Source organism: Desulfovibrio sp. 6_1_46AFAA, assembly GCF_000224635.1.
GTDB classification, from domain to species: Bacteria; Desulfobacterota; Desulfovibrionia; order Desulfovibrionales; family Desulfovibrionaceae; genus Desulfovibrio; species Desulfovibrio fairfieldensis.
Genome location: NZ_JH114302.1, coordinates 196,323 through 220,592, shown reverse-complemented (window position 1 = coordinate 220,592; position 24,270 = coordinate 196,323). Strand labels below are relative to the sequence as shown.

The 24,270-nt window shown below is 63.0% G+C and carries 24 protein-coding genes and 1 pseudogene; 12 read left to right on the top strand and 13 right to left on the bottom strand.

The genetic code is table 11. The features are described 5' to 3' along the window. The 7 genes from HMPREF1022_RS16595 (at position 1) to HMPREF1022_RS07715 (ending at position 8,957) form a co-directional block, all read left to right on the top strand. The gene (locus tag HMPREF1022_RS16595) at positions 1 to 1,350 is read left to right on the top strand and encodes a tetratricopeptide repeat protein (RefSeq protein ID WP_009302674.1); all 1,350 of its coding nucleotides are present in this window, start codon (positions 1 to 3) and stop codon (positions 1,348 to 1,350) included. A 362-nt stretch (positions 1,351 to 1,712) separates the two neighbouring features. After that, complete coding sequence (locus HMPREF1022_RS07740) at positions 1,713 to 3,155, top strand: tetratricopeptide repeat protein (protein WP_009302673.1); 1,443 nt, start codon at positions 1,713 to 1,715, stop codon at positions 3,153 to 3,155. A gap of 327 nt (positions 3,156 to 3,482) precedes the next feature. Next, positions 3,483 to 5,222, top strand: coding sequence for an aldehyde ferredoxin oxidoreductase family protein (locus HMPREF1022_RS07735; protein ID WP_009302672.1), 1,740 nt, complete (start codon positions 3,483 to 3,485; stop codon positions 5,220 to 5,222). Between the two features lie 60 nt (positions 5,223 to 5,282). Next, entirely contained in the window at positions 5,283 to 6,125 is an 843-nt protein-coding gene (locus HMPREF1022_RS07730; protein WP_009302671.1) for a ThiF family adenylyltransferase, read from the top strand. A gap of 55 nt (positions 6,126 to 6,180) precedes the next feature. Next, positions 6,181 to 6,405, top strand: coding sequence for a MoaD/ThiS family protein (locus HMPREF1022_RS07725; RefSeq protein ID WP_008683265.1), 225 nt, complete (start codon positions 6,181 to 6,183; stop codon positions 6,403 to 6,405). Between the two features lie 361 nt (positions 6,406 to 6,766). Then, positions 6,767 to 7,522, top strand: a complete 756-nt coding sequence (locus HMPREF1022_RS07720; RefSeq protein WP_009302670.1) for a sulfite exporter TauE/SafE family protein — start codon at positions 6,767 to 6,769, stop codon at positions 7,520 to 7,522. Between the two features lie 154 nt (positions 7,523 to 7,676). Continuing rightward, positions 7,677 to 8,957, top strand: coding sequence for a 2-hydroxycarboxylate transporter family protein (locus HMPREF1022_RS07715; protein ID WP_009302669.1), 1,281 nt, complete (start codon positions 7,677 to 7,679; stop codon positions 8,955 to 8,957). A 57-nt stretch (positions 8,958 to 9,014) separates the two neighbouring features. Here the strand turns inward: HMPREF1022_RS07715 and HMPREF1022_RS16590 are convergent, their stop codons facing one another. Continuing rightward, positions 9,015 to 12,077 (bottom strand): sigma-54 interaction domain-containing protein, encoded by a 3,063-nt coding sequence (locus tag HMPREF1022_RS16590; protein ID WP_009302668.1) that lies wholly within the window; start codon positions 12,075 to 12,077, stop codon positions 9,015 to 9,017. 229 nt (positions 12,078 to 12,306) lie between these two features. On the opposite strand from HMPREF1022_RS16590, the gene HMPREF1022_RS07705 reads away from it, so the two are divergent. From HMPREF1022_RS07705 to HMPREF1022_RS07690, 4 genes are all read left to right on the top strand, one after another. Then, positions 12,307 to 13,746, top strand: coding sequence for an SLC13 family permease (locus HMPREF1022_RS07705; RefSeq protein ID WP_008683259.1), 1,440 nt, complete (start codon positions 12,307 to 12,309; stop codon positions 13,744 to 13,746). A 63-nt stretch (positions 13,747 to 13,809) separates the two neighbouring features. Beyond that, on the top strand, positions 13,810 to 14,244 hold the full coding sequence (locus HMPREF1022_RS07700; protein WP_008683258.1) for a hypothetical protein: 435 nt from the start codon (positions 13,810 to 13,812) through the stop codon (positions 14,242 to 14,244). Between the two features lie 1,054 nt (positions 14,245 to 15,298). Then, entirely contained in the window at positions 15,299 to 15,736 is a 438-nt protein-coding gene (locus HMPREF1022_RS07695; protein WP_009302667.1) for a hypothetical protein, read from the top strand. 262 nt (positions 15,737 to 15,998) lie between these two features. Continuing rightward, entirely contained in the window at positions 15,999 to 17,222 is a 1,224-nt protein-coding gene (locus tag HMPREF1022_RS07690; protein ID WP_009302666.1) for a tyrosine-type recombinase/integrase, read from the top strand. Here the strand turns inward: HMPREF1022_RS07690 and HMPREF1022_RS07685 are convergent. The 8 genes and pseudogenes from HMPREF1022_RS07685 to HMPREF1022_RS07650 form a co-directional block, all read right to left on the bottom strand. Next, positions 17,209 to 17,493 carry a hypothetical protein gene (locus HMPREF1022_RS07685; protein ID WP_009302665.1) on the bottom strand — a complete coding sequence of 95 codons (285 nt, stop codon included), beginning with the start codon at positions 17,491 to 17,493 and terminating at the stop codon, positions 17,209 to 17,211. The two genes, HMPREF1022_RS07690 and HMPREF1022_RS07685, sit on opposite strands and share 14 nt — an antisense overlap. A 632-nt stretch (positions 17,494 to 18,125) precedes the next feature. Next, positions 18,126 to 18,533: pseudogene (locus tag HMPREF1022_RS19175) on the bottom strand (DNA cytosine methyltransferase); the annotation flags it as partial. Then, positions 18,530 to 18,907 (bottom strand): hypothetical protein, encoded by a 378-nt coding sequence (locus tag HMPREF1022_RS07675; RefSeq protein WP_009302663.1) that lies wholly within the window; start codon positions 18,905 to 18,907, stop codon positions 18,530 to 18,532. The pseudogene HMPREF1022_RS19175 and the gene HMPREF1022_RS07675, both read right to left, overlap by 4 nt. 117 nt (positions 18,908 to 19,024) lie before the next feature. Beyond that, positions 19,025 to 19,531, bottom strand: coding sequence for a hypothetical protein (locus HMPREF1022_RS07670; protein WP_009302661.1), 507 nt, complete (start codon positions 19,529 to 19,531; stop codon positions 19,025 to 19,027). Beyond that, positions 19,528 to 19,737, bottom strand: coding sequence for a hypothetical protein (locus tag HMPREF1022_RS07665; RefSeq protein ID WP_009302660.1), 210 nt, complete (start codon positions 19,735 to 19,737; stop codon positions 19,528 to 19,530). Before HMPREF1022_RS07665 ends, HMPREF1022_RS07670 begins: the two co-directional genes overlap by 4 nt. Then, the gene (locus tag HMPREF1022_RS07660; RefSeq protein ID WP_009302659.1) at positions 19,734 to 20,066 is read right to left on the bottom strand and encodes a hypothetical protein; all 333 of its coding nucleotides are present in this window, start codon (positions 20,064 to 20,066) and stop codon (positions 19,734 to 19,736) included. The genes HMPREF1022_RS07665 and HMPREF1022_RS07660 overlap by 4 nt, the downstream gene beginning before the upstream one ends. Continuing rightward, positions 20,059 to 20,238 (bottom strand): hypothetical protein, encoded by a 180-nt coding sequence (locus tag HMPREF1022_RS07655; RefSeq protein WP_035061051.1) that lies wholly within the window; start codon positions 20,236 to 20,238, stop codon positions 20,059 to 20,061. Before HMPREF1022_RS07655 ends, HMPREF1022_RS07660 begins: the two co-directional genes overlap by 8 nt. Next, positions 20,235 to 20,696 carry a phage regulatory CII family protein gene (locus HMPREF1022_RS07650; protein WP_009302658.1) on the bottom strand — a complete coding sequence of 154 codons (462 nt, stop codon included), beginning with the start codon at positions 20,694 to 20,696 and terminating at the stop codon, positions 20,235 to 20,237. Before HMPREF1022_RS07650 ends, HMPREF1022_RS07655 begins: the two co-directional genes overlap by 4 nt. Before the next feature lie 510 nt (positions 20,697 to 21,206). Here HMPREF1022_RS07650 and HMPREF1022_RS07640 point away from each other — a divergent pair. Then, positions 21,207 to 21,725 (top strand): hypothetical protein, encoded by a 519-nt coding sequence (locus tag HMPREF1022_RS07640; RefSeq protein WP_035061045.1) that lies wholly within the window; start codon positions 21,207 to 21,209, stop codon positions 21,723 to 21,725. 123 nt (positions 21,726 to 21,848) lie between these two features. On the opposite strand, the gene HMPREF1022_RS07635 is transcribed toward HMPREF1022_RS07640, so the two are convergent. The 4 genes from HMPREF1022_RS07635 to HMPREF1022_RS07620 all read right to left on the bottom strand — a co-directional run bounded on the left by HMPREF1022_RS07635 (position 21,849) and on the right by HMPREF1022_RS07620 (position 24,103). Continuing rightward, complete coding sequence (locus tag HMPREF1022_RS07635) at positions 21,849 to 22,079, bottom strand: hypothetical protein (RefSeq protein WP_009302655.1); 231 nt, start codon at positions 22,077 to 22,079, stop codon at positions 21,849 to 21,851. A 10-nt stretch (positions 22,080 to 22,089) separates the two neighbouring features. Beyond that, positions 22,090 to 23,061 carry an amidoligase family protein gene (locus HMPREF1022_RS07630; protein ID WP_009302654.1) on the bottom strand — a complete coding sequence of 324 codons (972 nt, stop codon included), beginning with the start codon at positions 23,059 to 23,061 and terminating at the stop codon, positions 22,090 to 22,092. A gap of 227 nt (positions 23,062 to 23,288) precedes the next feature. Continuing rightward, positions 23,289 to 23,537 (bottom strand): hypothetical protein, encoded by a 249-nt coding sequence (locus HMPREF1022_RS18540; protein ID WP_009302653.1) that lies wholly within the window; start codon positions 23,535 to 23,537, stop codon positions 23,289 to 23,291. Further along, a complete protein-coding gene (locus HMPREF1022_RS07620; RefSeq protein WP_009302652.1) occupies positions 23,537 to 24,103 on the bottom strand; it encodes a hypothetical protein in 567 nt (188 codons plus the stop codon). The genes HMPREF1022_RS18540 and HMPREF1022_RS07620 overlap by 1 nt, the downstream gene beginning before the upstream one ends. Positions 24,104 to 24,270 lie beyond the last annotated feature (167 nt).

Genomic DNA, 24,270 nt, shown 5'->3' with positions numbered 1-24,270 from the left:
ATGAGCTTCATGTTTTCCTCAGGACGCTTTCGGCGCAGCCCGGTTCCGGCCGTCTTCCCGGCTGTCTTTCTGGCCGCATCCCTGATCTGGGCCATGCCCGGCAACGCTTCGGCGGACCAGGCCCAGGCGCCGGGCACATCTCCGGCGGCGGCAATACAGGCCGCGCCGCCGGTCCCCACCCCGGCCGCACCCGCCACGAAGAAGGCGCAGCCGTCCCGCAAAAACGCACGTCCCGCGCGTAAAAAGAATCCGCCGACCCAAGCCGCTCCGGCGGCAGCGTCGCAGCAACCAGCCGCGACCGCGTCCGGGCCGAAGGAGGAATCTCCGGCCCAGGCCAGGGCCCCTGAATTGCCCGAAGGCCCGGCGGGGGACGCCGCCCGCGCTTACGCCCAGGGGGATTTCCTCAAGGCCAGGGACATCTGGCAAAAGCTGGCCGAGGAGGGCGACGCCCAGGCCATGAACAATCTGGGCGTGCTCTATGACCAGGGCCACGGCGTGGAGCCCGACATGGGCCGGGCTCTGCACTGGTTCGCCCAGTCGGCCAAGGCCGGGCACCCCTCGGGCATGAGCAATTACGGCCGCATGCTGGAGCAGGGGCGCGGCATTGCCGCCAACCCGCAGGAAGCCGCCCGCTGGTTTGACCTGGCCGCCCGCCAGGGCCAGCCCGAAGCCCAGTACAATCTGGGGCTGCTGTACGAACGGGGCCGGGGCGTGCCCCAGGATGACAAGGCGGCCGCCGCCTGGTACAGCCGGGCCGCGGCCCAGCAGCAAAGCGAGTCCCTGGCCCGCCTGGGGCATTTCTACCGCGCGGGCCGGGGCGTGGCAAAAAACCCCGGCCGGGCCGTGCTGCTGCTCTACGCGGCGGCCATGAGCGGCGAAGCCGGGGCCATCCGCGAACTAGAAGAAATGGCGAAAGAGGGCCCGGCCCGCCAGGCCGCCGTACTCTTCGGCCAGAAGCTGGACGCCACGGACCGCGCCGCCATGCGCGCGGCTCTGAGAAAATCCGGCACGCCCGCCAGCCGCGAGAGCGACGACTTTATCTGTGATCTGTACGACGTGCGCCGGGTGGTGCCCGGCGCGGAGCAGATGGCCGCCTGTTACGGGCCGGGCTCGCCCGCACCCCTGGGCTTTCTGAAAATCGACTATGCCGCGCCGGACAAGGCCACAGCCGCGCAGATCCTGCACATGGTGGAAGAACGCTTCGGGCCGCCCTCAGCCGGTGAAGGGGACGACGCCCGGCTCTGGAACCTGGGCTCCGTGGTGGTGGCAACCCAGTACGCGCCCACCCACCGCCAGATGAGCCTGATGTATATGGTGCCGGGCGTCTACCATCTGACCCGCCGGCCATAGCGGAATAAGCCCTTCGGGGTCATTCCGTTCTCCGCTCGTCGTTTTATTCTGCCCTGCGGGCACAGAGGCTTTACGCCTCCCGGCGTTTGGGCCGCCTATCGTTGCTGTCTTCATCCGTAATGCGGCCCAAGCCACAGCGTAGCGAAAAAAGCCGTACCCGCAGGGCTCGAAATTCCTCATCCGTATGACAAGCCCATAGAACAATTGTGAAAGGTAATCTGCTATAAATGCAGAATAATTCTGCCTACGAGCGGAAAACGGAATGACCTTGGCGCGGCCCTCTCCTCCGCTGGACGGGGACGATTCTTTTGTCTATGCTGCAAAAACGTAGCTCTTTTGCATTTCAGCGGGATGGAGGCCTTATGGAGGACGATACCGCGAAAAGCGGCCTTGCAAAGCGCATACAGCTCAGGCAGATCGAGCAGACCATGGCGAAAACCGTGGCCGAAAGCAAAGTTCAAGATAAATTCTATGGGGAAGCCGTTATCGAATATCTGCGCGACAACGGCCAGATCATCTGTATTTCCGACGACAAAGCCTTTACCGATCTGTTGCGCGAGGCCGTATGCACGCGGTTGAAGATGCCCTCCGGCTGCCTGTCCATCAGCAGCAACGCCGATATGCTGCTGCACACCCTGCGCCACATGATCTCGGCCAGAAACGCGCCCCTGCTGCTCATTGAGCAGAACCTCAGAGGCCGGGACATGACCTATCTGCTCCGGCAGCTCAAAAATGCCTATCCGGAGCTGTGGATCATCAGCGTCGCCCGCGAGACCAACAAACAGCGTTTTGTTCTTCTGCACGAAAGCGGCGTGGACAATTGCATCGTCAAACCCATCGGCGTGCAGGCCCTGCTTGAAAAGATCGCCCTGACCATCAAGCCCCACGGCAAGCTGGGCCGGGTTCTGGAATGGGCGCGCGCCCTCATGGCCCAGGGCGAGCATCTGCGCGCCCTGCAGGTCTGCAAACAGGCCCTGGACCTCAAGGCCAATTCCGCGGCGGCCCTGCTGCTCATCGGCGACGTCTTCCGGGCCATGCGGCAGTATGATAAGGCCTGCGAGGCTTATGAAAACGCCAGCCGCACCTCGGCCATGTATCTTGAACCCCTGCGCAAGATGGCGGAAGTCTACGCGGAGACCGGCAATACGGCCAAACGCCTGGAATGCCTGGAGCGCCTGGACGGGCTTTCGCCCCTGAACGTGGAGCGCAAACTGACCTTGGGCGAGATATACCTCCAGATGAACCGCCCGGAAAACGCCAGAAAAATTTTCGATCAGGCCATGACCCTTTCGGACCGCGAAGCCACGGAATACATCTCGGGCGTGGCTTTTCGCGTGGCCGACGTCTATATGGACAAGGACCCGCAGACCGCCGTCGCCTTTCTGCAGCGCGGCCTGGAGGCCAAAAGAGGCTTCTGGGGCACCGAGGACCTGCTCACCTTCAACCGCGTGGGCATTCTGCTGCGCCGCGCGGGCAAATGGCGCGAAGCCGCCGAGGAATATCTCAAGGCCCTGAAGGTGGCCCCCAACGATGAAAACCTGCACTACAATCTGAGCATGGCCTATCTGGAGGGCAAGGATTTCGAATCCGCCCGGGCCTCCACGCTCAAGGCTCTGGCCCTTAATCCGGACCTGCCGCGCAAATCCTCGCTCATCGCCAGCAACCTGGCTACGGTCTTTGTGCGGACCGGCGACAATATGCACGCCCTGCCCCTGCTGCGTCTGGCTCTGGAACAGGACCCGGCCAACGACCAGGCCAGGGATCTGCTGACCCAGGTGAGCCAGGCGAGCCGGGAAGAAAGTTGATCCCAGGCCGGGGAGTGGAAAACGTGCCCCGGCCTTTCCGGATCAGATTAACGTTGAGAATCGGCATTCTCAACGTCGGCGCGGCCTTCAGCCGGTGTTTACGAACACCGGCTTTTTTTGCGCCCATGGGTCGGTGCGGGCCAGTGACTCAAGCGGCATATAAAGACGTATATTATATGTATTGAAAAGCATATTGAAGACGTCACAATATATCTCTTCTTATTTATGCCGCAATAAACATATTGCGGCTCTTTTTTCATTGGTTATAGTTATACATAATTGCAGTGCATTTTTCCTTCACACATTTTTTATACAGACGAGGTCGCTATGGACAAGATTTTACGCATTGATGTGGGCGCCGAGGGCGGCCCCAAGATCAGGGAAGAGCGCCTGGGCGAATACGCGGGCCTCGCGGGCCGCGCCCTGACCACTGCGGTCATCTGCAAGGAAGTGCCCCCCACCTGTCATGCCCTGGGTCCCGAAAACAAGCTGGTCTTCGCGCCGGGCATGCTCTGCGCCACCACGGCCGGTTCCTCGGGCCGCATTTCCGTGGGCTGCAAGAGCCCGCTCACCGGCGGCATCAAGGAATCCAACGCCGGAGGCACCGGCGGACAGTATATGGCCCGTCTGAACTACGCCGCCATCATCATTGAAGGCCAGCGCCGCGACGACCATCTGTACAAAATCGTCATCAAGGCCAGCGGCGTGACCGTCGAGCAGTGCGACGAACTTGCCATGCTTTCCAACTATCCCTGTGTGGCCCGGCTGCGCGAGGAATACGGCGAAGGCCCTGGTTTCGTGACCATCGGCACGGCCGGTGAAATGCGCATGTGCAATTCCACCATCTGTTTCACCGATCCCGAAGGCCGGGCCACCCGGCACGCCGGACGCGGCGGCGTGGGCGCGGTCATGGGTTCCAAGGGCATCAAGGCCATCGTGCTCGACCCGGCGGACACGCCGACCATGCGCAAGGCCCAAGATCCCGAAGCCTTCAAGGACGCCTGCAAGCGCTTCGCCAAGGGCATCACCTCCCACCCGGTCACCGGCCAGGGCCTGCCCGCCTACGGCACCAACGTGCTGGTCAATATCCTCAACGAAGCCGGTGGGCTGCCCACCTACAACTTCAAGGAAGGCCGCTTCGCGGGCGCGGAAAAAATCTGTGCCGAAACCATGGTGGAAATCCAGAAGAAGCGCGGCGGCAATCCCACCCACGGCTGCCACCGGGGCTGCATTATGAAGTGTTCCGGCATCTGCGTGGACGAAAACGGCGAGTACCTTTCCAAGCAGCCGGAATATGAAACCGTCTGGGGGCACGGCGCCAACTGCGGCGTGGACAATCTGGACGACATCATCCGCATGGACTATCTGGAGGACGACTACGGCCTGGACACCATTGAAACCGGGGCCAGCCTCGGCGTGCTGATGGAAGCCGGGGTCATTCCCTGGGGCGACTCCAAGGCCTGCATCGAAATGATCCACGAGATGGGCAAGGGCACGCCGCTGGGGCGCATCCTGGGCGCGGGCACGGCCACCGTGGCCCGCTGCTACGGCCTGGAACGCGCTCCCGTGGTCAAGGGCCAAGCCATGCCTGCCTATGACCCGCGCGCGGTCAAGGGGGTGGGCGTGACCTACGCCACCACGCCCATGGGCGCGGACCACACCGCCGGTTACGCCGTGGCCACCAATATTCTGGGCCTCGGCGGCAAGGTGGACCCGCTCAAGCCGGAGGGCCAGGTGGAGCTCTCCCGCAACCTTCAGATCGCTACCGCCGCCCTGGACTCCACGGGCTACTGCATCTTCGTGGCCTTCTGCATCCTGGACCAGCCCGAGACCTTCCAGGCTCTCATCGACACCCTCAGCGCCTTCACCGGTCGCAAAATGACCGGCGACGACGTGGTGGCCCTGGGCAAGAGCGTCCTGAAGCAGGAGCGGGAATTCAACGCCGCCGCCGGTTTCACCCGCGCCCACGACCGTCTGCCCATATACATGCGCCGCGAACTGCTGCCGCCGCACAACACGACCTTTGACGTGAGCGACGAGGAGCTGGACAGCGTCTTCAACTTCTGAGCCTGAGCGACACGGCGGCCGGGTTTTGCCCGGCCGCCGTTTTTTGGATAGCATCACCTCATGCCGGACCCACTGCCCCAACTTGAAATCGCTATCCGCCACGCCGCCCGGGCGGGCCGCATTGCGGAAGACGTGTTACGCGAGCTGGCCATCGCGGCAGGCGTGGACTTGCTCGCGACCCAGCAGGCAGCCTGCCGCGCCGGAATCTGGCCCGCGCGCTATGCCCGCAACGCCCGGCAGCTTTCTCTGCGGGACCAGCTGGCCCTGCTGCAAAGCCGCGTGTTGCTGGTGGGCCTGGGCGGTTTGGGCGGTTGGCTGCTGGAGCAGCTGGTCCGCATGGGCGTGGGCGCGATCACCGGCGTGGACGGCGACTGCTTTGAAGAATCCAATCTGAATCGCCAGTCGCTGGGCAATACGGCCCAACTGGGCCAAAGCAAGGCCGAAGTCGCCGCCGCGCGCGTGGCCGGGATCAATCCCGCCGTGCATTTCACGCCCGTGCCCCGCTTTGCGGACAAAATTTTGCTGATCCGGCTGCTGCGCGGCATGGATCTGGCTCTGGACGCCCTGGGCGGCCTGGCCTGCCGCCTGCCCTTGCAGGAAGCCGCCGCCGCGACCGGCGTGCCGCTGGTCAGCGCGGGGATTGCGGGCCTGACCGGCTGGGTGGCCGTGGTGCCGCCCGGACAGGCGGGCCCGGTTCAATGGCTGGGCACAGGCGAAACATGCGGGACAGATGAAACAGGAGCTTCGCCCGAGGAAGAGCTGGGCAATCTCGCGCCCACGGCGGCGACAGCCGCCTCCCTCCAGGCCGCGGAAGCCCTGAAGCTGCTCACCGGCCGCGGGGCCGCCCCCGGCATGTGCGTCTTTGACCTGGCGGACGGCACGTTTCAACGCGTCCGTTTATAAGCCGCGAATCCCCTTTCAACTTGTCCGCAACCCGCCCGCCTCCGGAGGAAAAACCATGCGGCTGAACGTCAAATGTTTCGCCACCCTGGCCGAAAAAAGCCCGCCCGGCGGCGTCTGGGAACTTCCTGAAGGCGCGGACGTGGCCCGGCTCATGGACAGCCTGCAACTACCCGCCGCCGAAGTAAAAATCATCTTCATCAACGGCGTGGCCGTGGAGCCTGACGCCGTGCTGCACGACGGCGACCGCGTGGGCCTGTTCCCGGCCGTGGGCGGGGGCTAGCCGCCGTGAGCCAAAGAAAAAACACATTTTTCCGCTGACGAGCCTGCGAAAGTTGAGAACAAAATTATGCTCAAAATTTTTGCAATCAGGCACTAGGTGTAGAGCAATTTGCGCTTGAAATTATCGCTTAACGGCGAAGTAAATTCACCTTGCGATAATTTCGCGGTGCGGATTTTCACGGAAAATCCGCACAGAGCGTTGAGATATTTTCAATATCAAAACGCTCTAGGCACTGCTTTTCCCCCACGCACAAAGCCGCCTCCGCTGCGCACGGACCGCCCCGGCCCTTGCTTCCGACGCCGCTTGGCGCTATTGCATCCCAACGCCGCCGGGCGGCGTTTTTTTCAGCACAGGGAATGCCATGCTTGTTTTCGCGGCCATGCTTCTGCTGGGAGCGGTGATCGGCTTTGTGGGCGCGGGCGGCGCGGGGGTTATGATCACCCTGCTCACCGTGGGTTTTGGCGTGCCCATCCATACGGCCCTGGGCACGTCCCTGGCGGCCATGGCCTTTACCGCGCTTTCCGGCTCGTACAGCCATTTCCGCGAAGGCAACGTGCTGCGCCGCCTGGGCCTGGCCATGGGCCTGTTCGGGGCCGTGGGCGCGTTCTGCGGCGCGCGGGTTTCCTCATCCCTCGACACGGCCGTTCTCACCCCGCTCACCGCTGCGGCCCTGCTGCTGTCGGCCCTGCTGATCTATCTGCGCATTTTCCACCCCCACAGCCCGCTCTTCCGCCAGCGCTTCCTGACGCCCCTGGGCGGCAGATTCTGGCTGCTGGCAGGCCTGACCGGCCTGGTCAACGGGCTCATCTCCGGAGCCTGCGGCGTGGGCGCGGCATCCTTCATCCAGCTGAGCCTGTTGCTGGTCTTCAACGCGCCGCTCTACCAAACCGTGGGCACCACCATGCTGGTCATCCTGCCCATCGCGGTGCTGGGCGGCGTGGGCTTTCTCAGCGCCGGGCATCTGGAACCGCTGCTTTTCGTCCAGGTGCTGCTGGGCCAGGTGATCGGCGCTTTTTTCGGGGCCAAGCTCACCCGGCTGGCCCCGCAGATACTGCTCAAAATCGCCATGGTGGCCCTGCCCGCCTTCGGCGGCTTCATTTTATTCCTTGCCCGTTAGGGCATTTTCACTTTGAAATTGCTCTAACGCCGCACCGGCGGGAAATCCGCCCCCGTATGCAACTTCCGCCGCGCTTTTTTAAGTCTCGCACATCTGGCGACAAACCTGAAAGATGATTATCTATAATAGAATAAATTTCTTTCAGGGGTACACAATGCGGATAGCGGACATTGAAATCAAAGGCATAAGCTGGCCTGTTTTTCTGGGAATCACCGTGGTGGTCGTGGCGGCCATGTACCTGGACGCCCTGCCCAAGGGCATGGTGGGCGGCTTCGCCGTGGTCATGGTGCTGGGCTTTCTGCTGGAATATATCGGCGACCGCCTGCCGCTGATCAAGGATTATCTGGGCGGCGGCCCCATTATTGTCATTTTCGGCAGTGCCCTGCTGGTATACAGCGGCGTCATGCCGGCCTCGACCAAGGCCGTCATCGACACCTTCATGAAGGGCGACGACTTCCTGACCTTTTACATCTGCGCCCTGATCTGCGGCAGCATTCTGGGCATCGAGGCCCGCCTGCTGGTCAAGGCCGGGGCGCGCTATGTGGTTCCCCTGGTGGCCGCCGTGGCCTGCGCGGCTCTCCTGGCCGCCCTGGTGGGCCTGCTGGCCGGTACGGGCTGGCGCGAAGGCATCAGTTACGTCTCTTTCCCGATCATGGGCGGCGGCATGGGGGCCGGGGCCATTCCCATGGCCGAAATCCTGCACCAGAGCAATCCGGACATGGCGCTCAAGGACATTCTCTCCATGCTGATTCCGCCGGTGGCCCTAGGCAATGTGGTCGCCATCATTTCCGGCGGCCTGCTGGACAAGCTGGGCAAGGCCTTCCCGCGCCTGTCCGGAGAAGGCCAGCTGCTCAAGGGCGAGGCCCCGGTGGCCGAGGACGAGAACCGCCTGCCGATCACCTACACGGCTCTGGGCATCGGCCTGCTGGTTTCCTGCACTTTCATGCTTTTCGGACGCCTGGCCGCCATGGTCATTCCCGGCATTCACTACTACGCCCTGATGATCCTCAGCGTGGCCGCGTGCAAGATCCTCCATGTGCTGCCCACCCCCGTGGAACAGTCCTGCACGGTCTGGTTCAGGTTCGTGGCCAAGTACATGACCGCCCCGCTGCTGGTGGGCATCGGCGTGACCTACACGGACCTCTCCCTGGTCATCAACACCTTTTCCATCGCCAACACCCTCCAGGTCATCGCGGTGGTTCTGGGCGCGGTGCTGGGCGCGGGCCTGGGCGGCGTGCTGGTGGGCTTCCACTTTATCGAATCCGCCATTTCCGCCGGGCTGTGCATGGCGAATATGGGCGGCACCGGCGACGTGGCCGTGCTTTCAGCGGCCCGGCGCATGGTGCTGATGCCCTTTGCCCAGATTTCCTCCCGCCTGGGCGGCGCGATCATCCTGGTGCTGGTGGGCCTGGTGGTGCCGCTGCTCATGCGGTAAGGGCGCGCATCCCGCGACATTGCTTTGCGGTCCCGGCGGCTTCGGCCGCCGGCGGCCCTATTTCTCCCTGCCGTAAAGCTGCGAGACCGCGTCCAGGCCCCAGGCCCGGATGCGCGCATACAAGGTCGAACGCTTCATGCCGAGGATGCGCAGGGCCCCGGCCTCGCCGTCCACGCGGCCTCTGGCAAGACGCAGCACATGGCGGATGTAGCGGCGCTGCAATTCTTCCAGGCTCGGCAAATCTTCCCATTCCAGACCGGAAAGCGTCCCGGGCGGAGCTGCCTTTTCCGCCGGAAGCGGCGGCGGTTCCGTGGGGCGCAACAGATGCAGAGGGCCGCCGGAGTGGAGGATGACCGCCCGCTCCACCACGTTCTTCAGTTCCCGCACATTACCGGGCCAGGCATAGGCGCGCAGGCGTTCCGCCTCTTCCTTTTCCAGGGGAGGCACGGGGCGCTGGTAACGGCGGCTGAACATCTCCACGAAGCGCCGCGCCAGCAGGGGAATGTCGGCGGGACGCTCGCGCAGGGGCGGCAGGGTGAGGGGCACCACGGAAATACGATAGTAGAGATCTTCCCGGAAGCGCCCTTGAGCCACCATGCTTTTGAGGTCCCGGTTGGTGGCCGCCACCAGCCGGAAATCAGAACGGATCTCGCGGATGCCGCCCACCCGCATAAAGCATTTCTCCTGCAAAACCCTGAGCAGCTTGGTCTGCATGGGCAGAGGCACCTCACCCACTTCGTCGATAAACAGCGTGCCGCCGTCCGCCACTTCCAGATGGCCCAGCTTCTGCCGCCAAGCTCCGGTAAACGCACCCTTTTCATGCCCGAAGAGTTCGCTTTCAAAAAGCTGCTCCGGAATGCTGGCCGGATGAATGGGCACAAAGGCTCCGGCCCGGCCGCTGCGCGCGTGGACGCGCCGGGCCAGCAGATCCTTACCCACGCCGGTTTCTCCCAGAATGAGCACCGGCGCGTCGGTGACGGCCGTGCTGTCCGCCTGGCGCAACACGTCGTCGAGCCCGGTCCCGTAGTAGGGCTCATCCAAGGCGGCCATGCGCTCGGCGGCCACGCGGCCCCGTTCTTCCACGGCATACAGGGCCTTGCGCATGCCTTCCTGCAAACGCCGGGCGGTTTGCAGCTCCCGCGCCAGCAAGCCGCCCAGCTCGCGGAATATTTCCGTGCCTTGGGCGCTGATGTGGCCGGCGAAAAACTCGCATTGCAGAAAAAGAAGCCACGGGCGGGCATTGGGAACCGCCAGAGGCAGATATATTCCTGTGCCCCGCGCGGCGCGTGCGGGTTCGCCTGAAGCCGCCTCCATGACGGCGGCGGCCTTTTTCAGCACCGGGCGGAAGGTCGGGCTTTCCAGCTCCAGGCGCGAGATATTGCGCACCATGACCGGTCCCTCGGCGTCCGGGCTGAACAGGGCCGCCCGCTCCACTTCAAAGGTCTCGCTGACGATGCGCAGCATGTCGGCCAGATGGGCGTCCAGATCCGACCAGGCGGGCAGGGCCTCCAGTCCTTCCCGGCAGCGGCGCAGGCAGCTTCGGCCGTCGGGGCAGTAAGGCGCGTCCTGCCCGCCGCCGGGCCCGTCAGGGCAGTCATACTGGGTATAGCGCCGCAACACGGCTCTGGCCGCCGAAAACAGAAGCTCGGCCTGGCGGGCGCGCCGCCGCGAAAGGCAATACGCCAGGGCGAGGCGGCAGCGGGCGATCTCCAGCGGACTGCCCACCCGCTTGGCATAGGTCAGGCCGCGCACCAGGAGGCCGCGCACCTGGGCCGGGTCCACCCCTCTGGCGCGGGCCTGCAAAGCCCGGATGCGCAAGGCCGCGCCCTTGAGATGGCGGTTGGGGCTTTGCTGCGCGGCCGTCAGCTCATCTTCAAGATCATAGCCCGGAATCCGGGGCAGGCCCTGCCATTCATAGGCCCAGAGCATATCAAACAGCCAGGTGAAGCCGTAATAGGGACGCTGGAGCCCCATGCGCACGCAATAGCGCATGCTGGCGTAAAAAATCCTGTGCGAGGTTGCGACGCGCCCTTTCAGAAAATGATAGTGCGCCAGCGAGCGCATGTTCCAGATCCACAGTGTGGTTTCCGTGGCCGGGTCGCAGCAGAGCAGAAGCTCATCCAGCAGGGCAAGGCCCTCGTCGGGCCGCCCCATGCGCATGAGATCGTCGGCCAGATGGGTCTGAATCCATTTCCGCGTCTGTCGGTTACGGCGCAGCCGCGCTTCGCGCAGCCCGGCCAGCAGAATGCCCGCAGCCTTGGCCGGAAGGCCCAGGCTACAGGCGGCGCTGCCGATATAGCGCAACCGCGCTTCTTCAAAGTAATTGAAATGCGCTGTGAACCGGCTCACAGCGCCGGTTTCAAGATAGGGCAGGGCCTCGCTGTACGCGCCCTGCATAAAATGCAGGATGCCGATGCTGTGCGAGGCCTCCTCCAGAATGTCCGGGTCGCCCAGTTCCCTGATGGAGGCCAGGGTACGGGCCAGCAGGGCATATGGCCGTTCCGTATTGTGCATCCGGGTCAGGTGACGCTGGCTGGCCTCCGTGAGGTCCAGCATGAGGGTGACGCGCCTGTCCCCCAGCGCCTCGGCGGCGGCGCGGGCCCGAGGCAGCAAATCCAGAACTTCCTGGCCGCTCTTGCCCATATAGATGGAAATGCCCTGAACGCTGCGAAACACGCTCAGATAGCGCCGCAGCGCCTCCGCCTCTTCCGTGTCCCCGCTCCATCGGCGCAGGCCGGACAGCAGCAGGTCCAACAGCGCCAGCACCGCCGCGCACCGCCCGTCGTCCAGGGTATGCCGCACTTCTTCCAGCAATATTTCGCAGCCGTCGAGAACGGCTCCGCGCTCCAACGAAGCCACGGCCCGCAACAACGGCCGCGCCGTGGTTTCCGGCGCGCGTTCACGCGAAAAAGCGCGCAGCGCCTCGGCCCGTCCCCGCCAGAGCCCCGAGCGCGACGGCCGCGCCAGCCCCCGCGCGGCGAAAAGACGCAAAACTTCGTCCACGGCCGAGGGCGGCCAGGGCCCCAATTGAATCAGCGCCTGCCGCGTGTAGCGGATTTTATCCACGGCCAGCAGCGCGGCCAGAGCCTGCGACAAGGATTCTTGCGGATTATGGAGCATTTACCGGTCCTGTTTTCAGATTTAATCCAGATATTGGACAAAATCTATTTAACAAACAAGCCCGAAAAAAAGCGTATTTGGAATGGAGAACAACAACACACTGATTATACACAATAAAAAATAAATATCCATATTGGCACCGCTCTTGCTCTTTCCGTTCCAGCTTCCCACGCCGCTTTCGGAGAGTCGGGAAGCGCCACCGCACCGGAAACCATGATGGAGGTCGGGCATGAACGTCACACACGCCACGGAAACCGCAGCCACCGGCACGGGCGGCGCGGCCGCGATCCCTCCCACCCGTAACGAACATCTGAAATGGATTTTTTCCCTGCTGTGCGCGGCGGTCATTCTGGCCGTCTGCGTCGTCGCCGGTCTGTCCCGGCCCGCCTGCTGGTTTTTCAGCCTCACAGTGCTGGCCATCTGTCTCTGGGGCTTTTCCCTGCTGCCCGACGGGCTCGTGGCTGTCATGCTGCCCATGGGCTATATTCTCTCGGGGGTGGGCACGCCCGCGCAGGTGCTTTCACCGTGGACCAAGCCCATGGGCTGGATGATCCTCGGCGGGCTGATGACCGGCCTGGTGCTTCAACATACGGGGCTCGCCCGGCGCATCGCCCTCTGGGCCCTGCACGTCACGGGCAGCTCCTTCCGCCGCCTGCTCTGGGGCATTCTGCTGGCGGGCTTCATCATTGCGCCGCTCATGCCCACATCCACAGGGAAGTGCATCCTGCTGGGCATCATCTGCATCGGCATCTGCGACGCCATGGGCTTCAAGGCCCGCTCGCGCGAGGCATCCACCCTGCTGATGGCCGGTTACCTCGCCGTGGCCGGGCCCCGCATGGGCCTGTACACGGGCGCGGGCGAAGTGACCCTGAATCTGCAAATGCTCGCCACGGCCGGGGTGCACGTGTCATGGCTGGAGTATTTTCTGCAGAATTTCGCGCCCAGCGTGGTCTACAGCGTGTTGTCCATTGTGGTGCTGCGGCTGGTCATGCGGCCCAAGAGCACTGTTGACGCCCGCGTCTGGGTGGAAGAGCAGTACGCCGGGCTGGGCCCCATGAGCCTGCGCGAAAAGAAGGCCCTGGCGCTCTTCGCTGTGCTGGCCGTCCTGATGATGACGGACAAGTGGCACGGCATCAACATCGGCTGGATCATGATGGTGGTGGGCTTTGTCGGTTTTCTGCCGGGCTTTGACCTGGTGGACGGCAAAAAGTTCGCCACGCTGAACCTGACCTCCGTGCTGTTCATCGTGGGCTGCATGTCCATCGGCGCGGCGGCCCAGGCCACGGGCATGGACAAGAGCATCGCCCGGGCAGTGCTGCCCCTGCTGCAGGGCAAGGGAGAGCTGGGCACGGTCATCGCCTCCTTCCTCTCCGGGGCGGGGCTCAACTTCCTGCTCACGCCGGTGGCCGCCGTAAGCACCTTCACCGTGCCGCTGGCGGAAATCGCCAAGGCCCTGGGCATCAATCCCCTGGCCCCGGCCTACGCCTTCATGCTCGGCCTGGACCAGTACGTGCTGCCCTACGAATACGCGGCCTTTCTGTACATGTTCTCCACGGGCTACATCAACTTCAAGGACATGGTTATGGTCTTCGCCTGGCGGGCGCTTATGGCGCTGATCGTGCTCATCCTCGTCTTCTATCCCTTCTGGAAGCTCACCGGCGCGGCCTGAGCCCGCCACACGGCGCATATCCATCATTCACCAGACAACAGACGCAAACATAAGGAGGACCACATGGCAGCCACCCCCGGAACGCCGCAATGGATCGAACTGGAACGCGCAGGCATGGCCGCGCTGGACGAATTCATGGAAACCTTCAACAGCGGCTCGCCCCTGCGCTGGGCGCAAAGCCTGCACTACCCGCACGTGCGCCTGGGCGGCCTCGCGGTCCAGATCTGGAACACGCCCGAAGACTACGCGCGAGACAATGACGTCAGCCGCCTGCGCGAAGCCTCCGGCTGGGGCTACACAAAGTGGGACCGGCGCAAGATGATCCAGGCCGATGAGGATAAAATCCACATGGCCGTGCAGTTCTCGCGCTACACGCCCGCGCATGAAAAAATTGTCACCTTTGAATCCTTCTACATCCTCACCAGGATGAACGGGCATTGGGGCACGCAGTTCCGCTCCAGCTACGCGGGCGTCATCGGCGCGAACACGGCCTTTTAGAGCAATTTCAGAGTGAACCCGCTCTAGAACCTGACGCTAACGGCCGGAGGTGTTCGCAACATCAAGGAGGGGCATCCTGCGGGATGCCCCCCTTGATTTCACCGATATTGATTGTCTGTTCTTCGAGGGCGCGGCCATATCGCCTGAAGTCGTCGAGGTCCCGCCTTCCCTCCCTGGCGTCCGGCTGGGCTTCTCCTCAGGAACAGGGCAGACGCGTCTAAAAAGTCTTTATTCCCCGAGAGATCGGAGAACGGACAAAAAGAGGCGAAGCCACCTTTGCTCCGCCGGAGCGAAGCGCAGGCGGATGGCTGGTGCCGGGAGAATCCTAAAAAATGCGCTGGCCGTTGTCGCGTCAGCGACTTGCCTGAGCCGTTCACGGCGAAGCCGTGTTGCCTTAGCTGTAGCCGCAGGGCGGCGTACAGATAAGGACAGCACCGCTACGGATAGCGACAGCGATTTTCCTAGATATTGCGTAACCAATTGCTGTCTTTATCCGTGCGGATCACAAGTTCGCCTACGGCTAAAGCTCCTTCGTCGCAACGGCTGAAGCAAGATTTTTGCGCGCCGGCAAGGAAAACGGCACTTTTTGCGCGGAAACCGACCGAAAGACGGCCCAAAGGGCCGTGCCCGTTGGCGAGCCGCGAGCCTTACGGGCATCGAGAGCAAGGCTGTAAAAGCGCCAGATGACACAGCCGGCACACAAAAGGCTGGTTTTGACGGATCATCACGACGAATAAAAGGCCTGCAAAGCCTGGAATTAGATGCGTCTGCCCTGCCCCAGGAACCCGGCGCCTTGACGCCCGACTGCGGGCGGCATATTCTACATTTACTACTTCCAATGGCAGCGGGCGCGGCTGGATAAATGCGGCGCGCAATCTGCCCGGCATACTGCTGGGTTTCTTTTCGGGCGTCCACGCCCACAGCATACATTGCCGGGTCGATAGCTCCGAATACAAGACCCTTCGGGGGAATACGAGCAGCGTTCCATTGGGCGCAGTTGAGTCCCGGCATTTCTCATCGCCAAATGCCGATACTAAAACCAATGGAGCGCCTTATGTCCCATCCCCTCGCTGACGCGCCGTCGCCTTCGGCGCGGCCCTTCCCTGATCTCGTTGCCCTGGCCGAAACACTGCGGCAAACCGCCCAGGCCCTGCTGGCGGCAGGCCCGCCCGCGCCCGTGGCCGAACCCGGCGACGCCGCCGACGCCGAAAAGCCCTCGGAAGTCCGCAGCTACCGCGTCCCCGGCTATATTGTGGAGGAAGAGCGGATAATGCTCGCGCAACACCAAGCCCAAAGCTGGCAGGAGATGTTTGACAAAACGTGCAACCATCTCCACACCCTGATCTTTCTCCTGCAGCACTTTGAAACGGGCGCGAGCATGGACGGCTACGCCGTAACATTGCAGGGCGACACCTTGATGGCCCCTCTGAACACGCTGAACAGTCTGTGCTCGCTGGTGGCAGATTTTCGCCTCCAGCCCGAAGAGGGATAAACGCGCGGCCGACCCCGTAGCGCGGTCTCAAGCCGAATAAAAGAAAGGCCGGAAACTGATTCTTCAGTTTCCGGCCTTCTGAAATCTATGGTGCCGAGGGACAGAATTGAACTGCCGACACGGGGATTTTCAGTCCTTCTACACACAAACAGAGGCCAGACTTAGCCGCACTATTGCGCATAAAATCAAAGAACTCTATCATTCGCACCGGACTATGGCGCACTAAAACACCCACCACGTAAGGGACCAGGGAGGGACCAAAATGAGCCGAAAATGGATCTCCGCTCTGCCTGGCGTGCGGTATCGTGAACATGAAACTAGACGACAAAAGAACGGCCGTCCAGATCGATATTATGCAATCCGCTATTACGATGCGGACGGTAAACAGCGCGAGGACGGTCTCGGATGGGCCACGGAGGGCTGGTCGGCCGAAAAGGCCCAGGGCATCCGGGGCGAGCTGAAGAAAGGGGCGCGCACCGGCGAAGGGCCGCGAACACTGGCCGAACTGCGCGAGGCGAATCACCAGCGTCAGGCGGAAGCAAGCTCCACGGCCGATGACCTCACCGTCGGGGCCTTTTTCGACGATTACTATGTGCCGGCGGCCAAAAAGCGCAAGCGCACCTGGAGCCATGATCAGGGACGTTTTGACAAGGGCATCCGGGAACGCCTGGGGGATACGCCATTTCGGGCGCTGACCAAAGAACACATGGAAGAACTGATGGACGCCCTGCGCTCGGAGGGTCTGGCCGAATCCACAGTGCTGCAGTACATGGCCATCCTGCGACAGATGTTCTCCCTGGCCAAGATCACAATGATCAACGGAGCGCCGCTGTGGGCCGCAGCCGTCTCGCCGGTCAACGAGGTGGAGCTGCCGCAGGGCTCGGAGGAACGGGAGCGCTTCCTCACCTATGAGGAAGCGGACGCGCTCATCGCGGCGGCCGGAGCGCTGGAGGTGGATGACGTCCACCTGCCCCTGCTGTCCGAACTGGTCGACCTGATTCGGTTGGCTCTGAACACGGGCCTGCGTTTCGGAGAACTGATGCGGCTCGAGTGGACCGACGTCTCCTTGCAGCACGCCTTTCTGACGGTGCGGATTGAGCGGCATCGCAAAACTGGCGGCAAGGTGCCGCTCAACCAGGAAGCGCTGGAGGTGCTGCGAACGCGCAACCGGCGCCGCCGGCGCGACGACGTCGCCGTATTTCCTCCGGATCGGACCGGCAAGGACGGATGCGTCCTGCGCAGGCTCTACGCCATGGCGGTGGACGCCGCCGAACTGAACAAGGACAGCACCGGCCCCAAGAGCAAGGTGGTGTTTCACACCTTGCGCCATACCTTCGGATCGTGGCTGGCCATCGCCGGCACCGACATCTACCGGATCAAGACCCTGATGCGGCACAAGACCATCAAGATGACGATGCGCTACGCCCACTTGCTGCCGGACGCCACACGGGATGCCGTAAATCATCTCAGACCTACAAAGAGCTAAGGTTTTGCATGCGCTTGACGCCCATGGTCCGGACCAGCCAAGTCACCAGGGAGTCGGTTTTGTACGCCACCTTGTTGCCCACGCGCCAGGCGACCTCCGGCCCTGTGCCTGCGAGGTCGGCGTTTTTGATAGTATATGGAGAAATCAGCCCGCCCAGGAACTTGTCTATCTGGTGCCGGGCGATGACCGGCGGCAGCTTGTCCAGCATGGCGTCGGTAAATTCTTTTTCATCAGGGGTCATGCCGGAGGCGCTGTCGTTTTGCTTGGCCATTTCAGCCTCCATCAGGTTTATTCGTCATGGGCGGCCATAATGGCCAGCCCGAACATCTCCGCGAGCTGCGGCACCACGGCGTTGCCTAGTCCTTTAAGGCGGTCCACCCGGCCGGGAACCCCATGAGCCACTCGACCCACTCCGGGTTCAGCTGGCCACGTTCGCCCTTCCGGGGTAAAGCTCCGACACTGCTGTTCAGATACGCTTGCACTGGTGGAGCGCCCCGGGAAGACGTCGGTCCTGCCGCCGGGAGATCCGCCCTGGCGACGGCCGTCGCCAGATCGTCCCCACCGCTGCCCGACCTCTTCCTGCGCGCGAAATCTGGCCCGGAGGGAGATGCCTTCGGTGTTGGCCACAGATGAGCCGCCCCGGCGAGGTAGGGGCGGCCCCTGCCGTCCCGCTGCGCCGGTCCCCCCTTGCAACCGTCCGAGGCCATCGGCGTCGGCCAAAAGCCCCGCTCCACCATGCGCGCCTGGTGCTCCAGGCCCACCTGACGCTTGCGGCCGTTCGGCAAGCGCCCGGTCGAAGACATTTCCGGCGGATTTACCCTCCCGCCCCGGGGCACATCCGGCGTGAGCCAGAATCCAGACTCTGTCGCGCCGGTGCGGCGCATCGACGGCGCAAGCCGGAACAACAAGCGGCCCGCAGGCGTACCCGATGGCTTCCAGGTCAGAGCACACCGCGTCGAGCCCCAGGCTGACGTGCCCAGCAACATTCTCAAACAGACACCAAGCGGGTCGGTGGTGCGCAACAATGCGGAACACGAACGGCCAGAGGTGGCGGTCATCTCCCGCGCCCTTGCGCTGCCCGGCGACGCTGAAAGGCTGGCAGGGGTAACCCCCGGCAACAAGAGTTGCCCTCGGAAGCTCGGCGGGGTCGAGGGTTGTGATGTCTCGCCATCGTCGCACGTCGGGCCAGTGCCGTCGCAAAATTTTATTGCAGTAGTCATCGATCTCCACCTGCCCGACGCATGTCATGCCCGCGCGGGTCAGCCCCAGCGAGAAGCCGCCGATACCGGCGCATAAATCCAGAAAGGTCATATCAAAGCCTCAAGGGGAAAGGGGTAGTCCACCTTGAAAATGCCCAGCTGCCCGCAGCAGGCGAAGAACGGCAGAGGGTGCGACCGCAGGACGGGCCAGTGGCGTGCACCTGGTTCCGCCCAGCGGGAAGGGTGCCCTTGCGTGGTGGGACCGAAGGTGATCCGCCCCACTACGCCGCCGAGTCGGCCTTCATATTCCGTCAGCAATGGACGCAGCTCCGGCGGAACAGGCGCTTCCGTCTTGCCCGCATGAAGCAGCAGGGGAACGCCCACATAGCACGCCGGCAAAGCCCAGGAGCGGTTCTCCACGTTCTTGCCCTTGTGGAGCAACAACCAAGCCCACGGCTGCCGGACGGAAATGGCCTGCATCAGCATGGCACCTCTACTCCTTGCATTCTTCCAGGGAGGCCACGGCCTCGCGTTCCTCGCCGGCAATTTCCTCCAGTTGCCCCCGTGCTTCGGACACCCACGCGCGGTCATCGCCATTCATGGTCATATCTCCAGGCCCGGCGCTGCCGGGGCCATGTTGCAGATTTTCTCTCCGACGCAGGATGCGCAGAAGTCCGGACGGGGGTCCTCACGCCATATACAGCAGACCAGAGTCGCAATACACGCCCATGCCTCCAGAATATCGCGCACCCACAGAGACACGGAGCCGTGCAGCATCAGGCCCGGGGCCTCAAGCGGCCCGAGCACGCCCAGAACGGGCACCCCCGCAGCCCTGGCCAGACCTATTTCCACCCCGGCGTCCTGGCCGGACTGGCCGAAGTAGACCACCAGGTCGGCGCGACCGCAGGCTTCCTCGCAGAAGCGGAACACCTCTCCGGACAGATCCGTGTCCATCCACTCCCGGCGCTGCGCCGGCGTCAAGTCGGCCGGCGGTGTGGCGAGTTTGGTCCAGTCGAGGATCTCGACGCCGGGCAGATCACCCTCCAGGGACTGCTGGAACAAGCGCACGGCGTGCAGATGCTTATAGGACGCCGCGATGTAAATTTTCATCGGGCCTCCGGAGCGCGGGCGTTGTGCTGCAGCAGCGCCCGGGCGGCGATGTCGAGCGCGTGGGCCAGGACCGCGTCGCGGGACCAGCCCTCGGATGTGGGAGCCACCATCACGATCAGCACCCCCTTGGTGCGGCAGTCGTTGTCGGCAAGGGCCAGGGCGTCGACCAGGTCGAGCCGGGAGTTTTCGGGAATGATGCCGCTCATTGCCGCACCTTTGTCTCGTCGGCCTGAAGGCTGTCGACCTCCTTGGCGCGTATGATGGAGGACCCAAGATCCAATGCCTGTGCGATCAGCCGCGGGCGCACCCCCAAAGCCTCCCCGCACTCGAGGAGTCCCTGGGTAAGTGCGGTCATGATCTCAGACGGGGTAGACACGCCCGAGACGCCGTAGCTGACGGAGAACTCCTTTTCAGTGTCGAGGCTGATAAGAATATAGGCCGCGGCCTGAGTGGCGGAAACGAGATGTTCCTCCAGGGACTGGCGCATCTCCTGCCGCATCCGGTCACGCTCTTCAGCGCTGAAAATGCTATTCATGACTGTCTCCTTTGCGGCGGCAATCCCGCGCCATACCGCTGCTGTCCCCATCCGTAATGCTCGTGCCTCGCGTAACGGCTGCGGCGCGGCGCAGCCGTCGCTGTTCGGAAAATTCCTGCCACAGCCCGCAAGCCAGGCCGATGGCGGCCATAACGGCCAAAAACGTGATCACTTGGACACTCCGGCTTCCACCACCTTGAGCAACTTGACGATGGCGGCCAGGGCCTCGTAGCCTTTGGCCGCGATGGCGTCGCGCTCCTGGGCGGTGATGGTGCCGTCCTCCAGGGCCTCGGCCGTGGCCCCCATGAGCTTGCCGAACTCCTGCACGGCCACCATGCACTGCTGATGGACAGGGTGTTCCTCCTCACCTTGGGCCGCAGGGAGCGAGACGCAGACCATGCCCAACTCGTCGGCCATGACGTCCATGGGCAGATGGGAGCCGGTCAGCCGCATCAGCGGGAGCGCCAGATCGGCCCCCAGCTTGTGCCCGGGCTGGCGGGACAGTTCGGACATCAGGGTCTGGTAGTCCCGTCCCAGCAGCGAGGCGATGGTCCTGGCCGTCAGACCGTTGGGGGCTTTCTTGACCAGTTCGTGCAGCACGGCAACGATGGACGGGCAATCGGGGGTCATCGCAAAAATCTCCTTGGCAATTGCGTGGGCACGGATGCGAAAAATGGTTATGGAGGGGAGAATGTGCCCCTACGCGGGGGCGCCTTTATGTACAGGGATGGGAGCGGTCCCTTCCCTGACGAAGCGCGGGACCTTGGGTTTCCTGTTGGGGCGCGGGCCGGTTGGCTTTATGACGCCCGGCGGCACAAGTTCGGGAGGAAAGCCAAGCCGCAGCAGAGCCTCGCGGCGGTGCGGTCTGACGGTTTCCGAAAGAAGCAACCACTTGCGGACGCCACTGAGTGATACTCCCAGCTCCCTGGCCGCCCAGGCGAACGTCACCTCGTTGACTTCCATCCAGGCTCTGACCAGTTCCGTTCTGCGGATTTCTTCGGGCGTTGCCATAGCATTGGGCCTCTGTTAGGTAAGAGTTTCGTACATGGAATTGGATGTGCTCATATAAAAGCACTATTAGCTAGATTTTAGCGCATAGTCAAGGGAGGTTTTAGCGTTTTTGGCGCTAGAAACTTGCTTATGGAATTATACGAACGTATTAGAACGTTAATTTCGCATCTTGGCACCAGCCAGAGCGCCATGGCCAGCGCATTAGGGATGCCGCAGCGTACCTTTCAGGGCTATCTCAACGAAAAACGACAGGATAACCTATGGCCACTCCTGCCTGAAATTCTTGAGGCATATCCCCATGTTTCACGCCAGTGGCTCTACTTTGAGGAAGGCCCCATGACCATCGGCCGGGACACGCCTCTGGGACAGCCGGTGCCGTTACAGGACGTGGCGGCGGCTGTGAAACAGATGGCTGAGGACGCAAAGGGTAAGGAGAGCACCCTGCTCCATATGGTGGCAGGGCTGTCCTACGATACGGCCGATGGGGAACGGGTTAAGGAACTGGAGCAGGCAAAAGCTCAACTGGAAAAGGAGCTGGCTGAAGAGCGCCGATTGAACCGCCAACTCACCACGCGCCTTTTGATGGACGGAATCGGGGACAAAGGCGTTGCAACCAATACCGGAAAAACCGGAGAAGAGCACGGATAATTCTGTTTCGGCTACCGCATGACGACGGCAGCGGAGGCCCGGACTCAACAGGAAAGAGCAGCCCCGACCGGCGAATGCCGGCCGGGGCTTTTCTATGGGCAAATGAATCGTGCCGGGGGAGGGTTACTCGTTGACCGCTGAGAGAAAGCCGGCCCGGATCAGATCCTCCACATGGGCCTCGGGGCTGGACGTGCGGATGACGCTGCCGTCGTACATGGCGGCGCGTCGGGCGGACCCGGCCATCCAGCCCTCCAGGGTCGGTTCGGGGTCAAACTTGGATTGCCAGAGGGCCTCGGCCAGCTGCCGGAGGCTCTCGGCCTCCAGCAGCTCACCATTTTGTGTACGATATCGCATGGCGCTCCTTTTAGACGGCGGCCAGAACGGCGGCGCGCCGACGATAAAACCGGATAACGCTTTCGCTGATGCCGGTCCAGAGGTTTTCCGCCCGCGTCCGAGGGGCAGCGGCGCGGGCCATCAGGGCGTTGTCCAGACGATAGGCGGACTGGCCGTTGACCTTGACACGGCTGATGCGCAGCCCGGCGCGACGCAGGCGGGTCACGGCGGAGCGAGCGGTGTGGGGCAGCCAGCCGAACCGCTCGCACATGGCGGCCAGAGTCACGGTGCCGTCAGCCGTGAACATGGCGGCCAGGCGTCCCTGCACGCCGGTGACGGCCGGATGTTCCATGACCGGCACGGCCGGGGCCGGAGTGGACAGCCGCTTGCACTCATCGATAAACTCACTCAGGAAGCGCACCCAATTGGCGATCTTGGTGGCGTTGACGGTACCGGAATGCTGGCGGAATTCGATGGTGCCGTGGCGTTGGAAAGACTGCAGATTGACCTTGAAGTAGCGGTCGCCCTGCGCCCGGATCATGTCCTGAATGGTCGCTGCGGCCTCAAAACGGGGGCTGAGAAAGCGGGCCACGGGGGCGCAGAACGTGTTGGCGCTGCCCCGGCGGCTCGAAGGCATGACGGCGTCGATCTCGGCCTCATGCGCGGCGTAGCGCTTGACGATGGTCTTGATATCGCCAACGCTCAAGTCGCCGGCGTCGAAGTGAACGTGAAAGCCGCAACTGCGGTTGACGGTCGCTCCGGCGTCGTCCAGGGCGGCGGCCACGGTCATGGCCTCCTCGATGCCCTGCTCGCCCCGCAGGATGGGGGAGACAACCTCGAAGCCGCCGCGCACGCTGGCGTCGCTGACCAGCTTCCAGTGGCTCCGCGTGCTGTGGTTGTAGGATTCATCCTGCACATTGATGCCCACGGCGCGCAACGCCCGAAGGGCGGTCTGACGGTTGATGGAGACGATTTCCAACTCGATGCCGAACTTGCGATTCATGATTAACCCCTTTTATTTACTAGCGATTCACACTTGCCGTGGTTGTGTGTTCGCTCTTTCGCCAAGGGGTTGCAAGCTCTTTGTTGCTGATTTTTATAGTTTTTTTGTCCGGGGGAATGGCCGTCGCCATCCCTCCGGACAAGGTGGGGAGAGGGGGTTACAAACCTACAATCTGCCCTTTTTTAAGCAACGAGGGCAACGGCTTGATCCTGCGGCCAAAGGCATTGTTAATGTCGGTCAGAACGCAGTTCCGGCGGCAACTGCCGTCCCAAGCGTTCGGATTCGTAAGATTCTCGGCAATGATCGCGGTCGCCAAAGATCAGGGCCAGACCGTCAATGAGCTTGCGCGGCCAGCTCCGTGATCCGGATAGTTCCCAACGCCAGGCCCTGCTTGAAATGGTTTCATCCGGCCACCCCCCACAGAGTGCGTTAAGAAACTGGTCCAGGGCTATGAGTAAAGCCTTGCCGTAGTCCATCAGGACGCACTCCCACCAGCGCCGGGCAGGCTGTAGCTGACCGTGATGTCCTCGATCTGCGCCGTGGTCGCGTCCGGACCGAGCGATTCCAAGGCATCCTCATACCACTGCCGCTGGCCGATGAGCGCGCCCGAGGCCAGGGCAAAGGCGTCGGCTTTGGCAATGATCTTCTGCGCCAGTTCATCCACCGGGATGCCGCGCCCCTGGGCGATGGCCGTCAGAATGGGCGTGGTCGCGCTCGAAGGATCAGATAGATAGGCCCGTGCCTCGGCCTCCTGCTTATCGAAGGTCAGCAGTTCACGGTCGGGATAGGTGGCGGTGAGGGCTGCCAGGGCCGCCTGACATCCTTCATTGATCTCAGCGTATTTGCGGACGCGGGCGTTTTCCGGCTTGTTGTACTCGGCCAGGCGCTCGGCTTCGGCTGCGGCCTCCTCGGCGGCGCGCTGAGCCTCGGCGGCGGCTTCCTCGGCAGCGCGGGCTAGATCACATTCTTCTTGCGTAATGTAACCGTCTGGTTTCTGTTCCCAGATTTCACAATTGCCGGTGGGAGAATAAAATACAGGCATGGCTTTTTCCTTATGTCGATAGAGCGTTGATAACAATAATGACAGCCCCCTGAGTGCCGTTGCCTCCACTGGAGGCTGAGCCAACAGTGGTATTGTTTACCGGGGCTACCATTTCCGCCAATGCCGCCGTTGCCATATGTTCCATGCGTCGAACGTCCCCGCCCGTA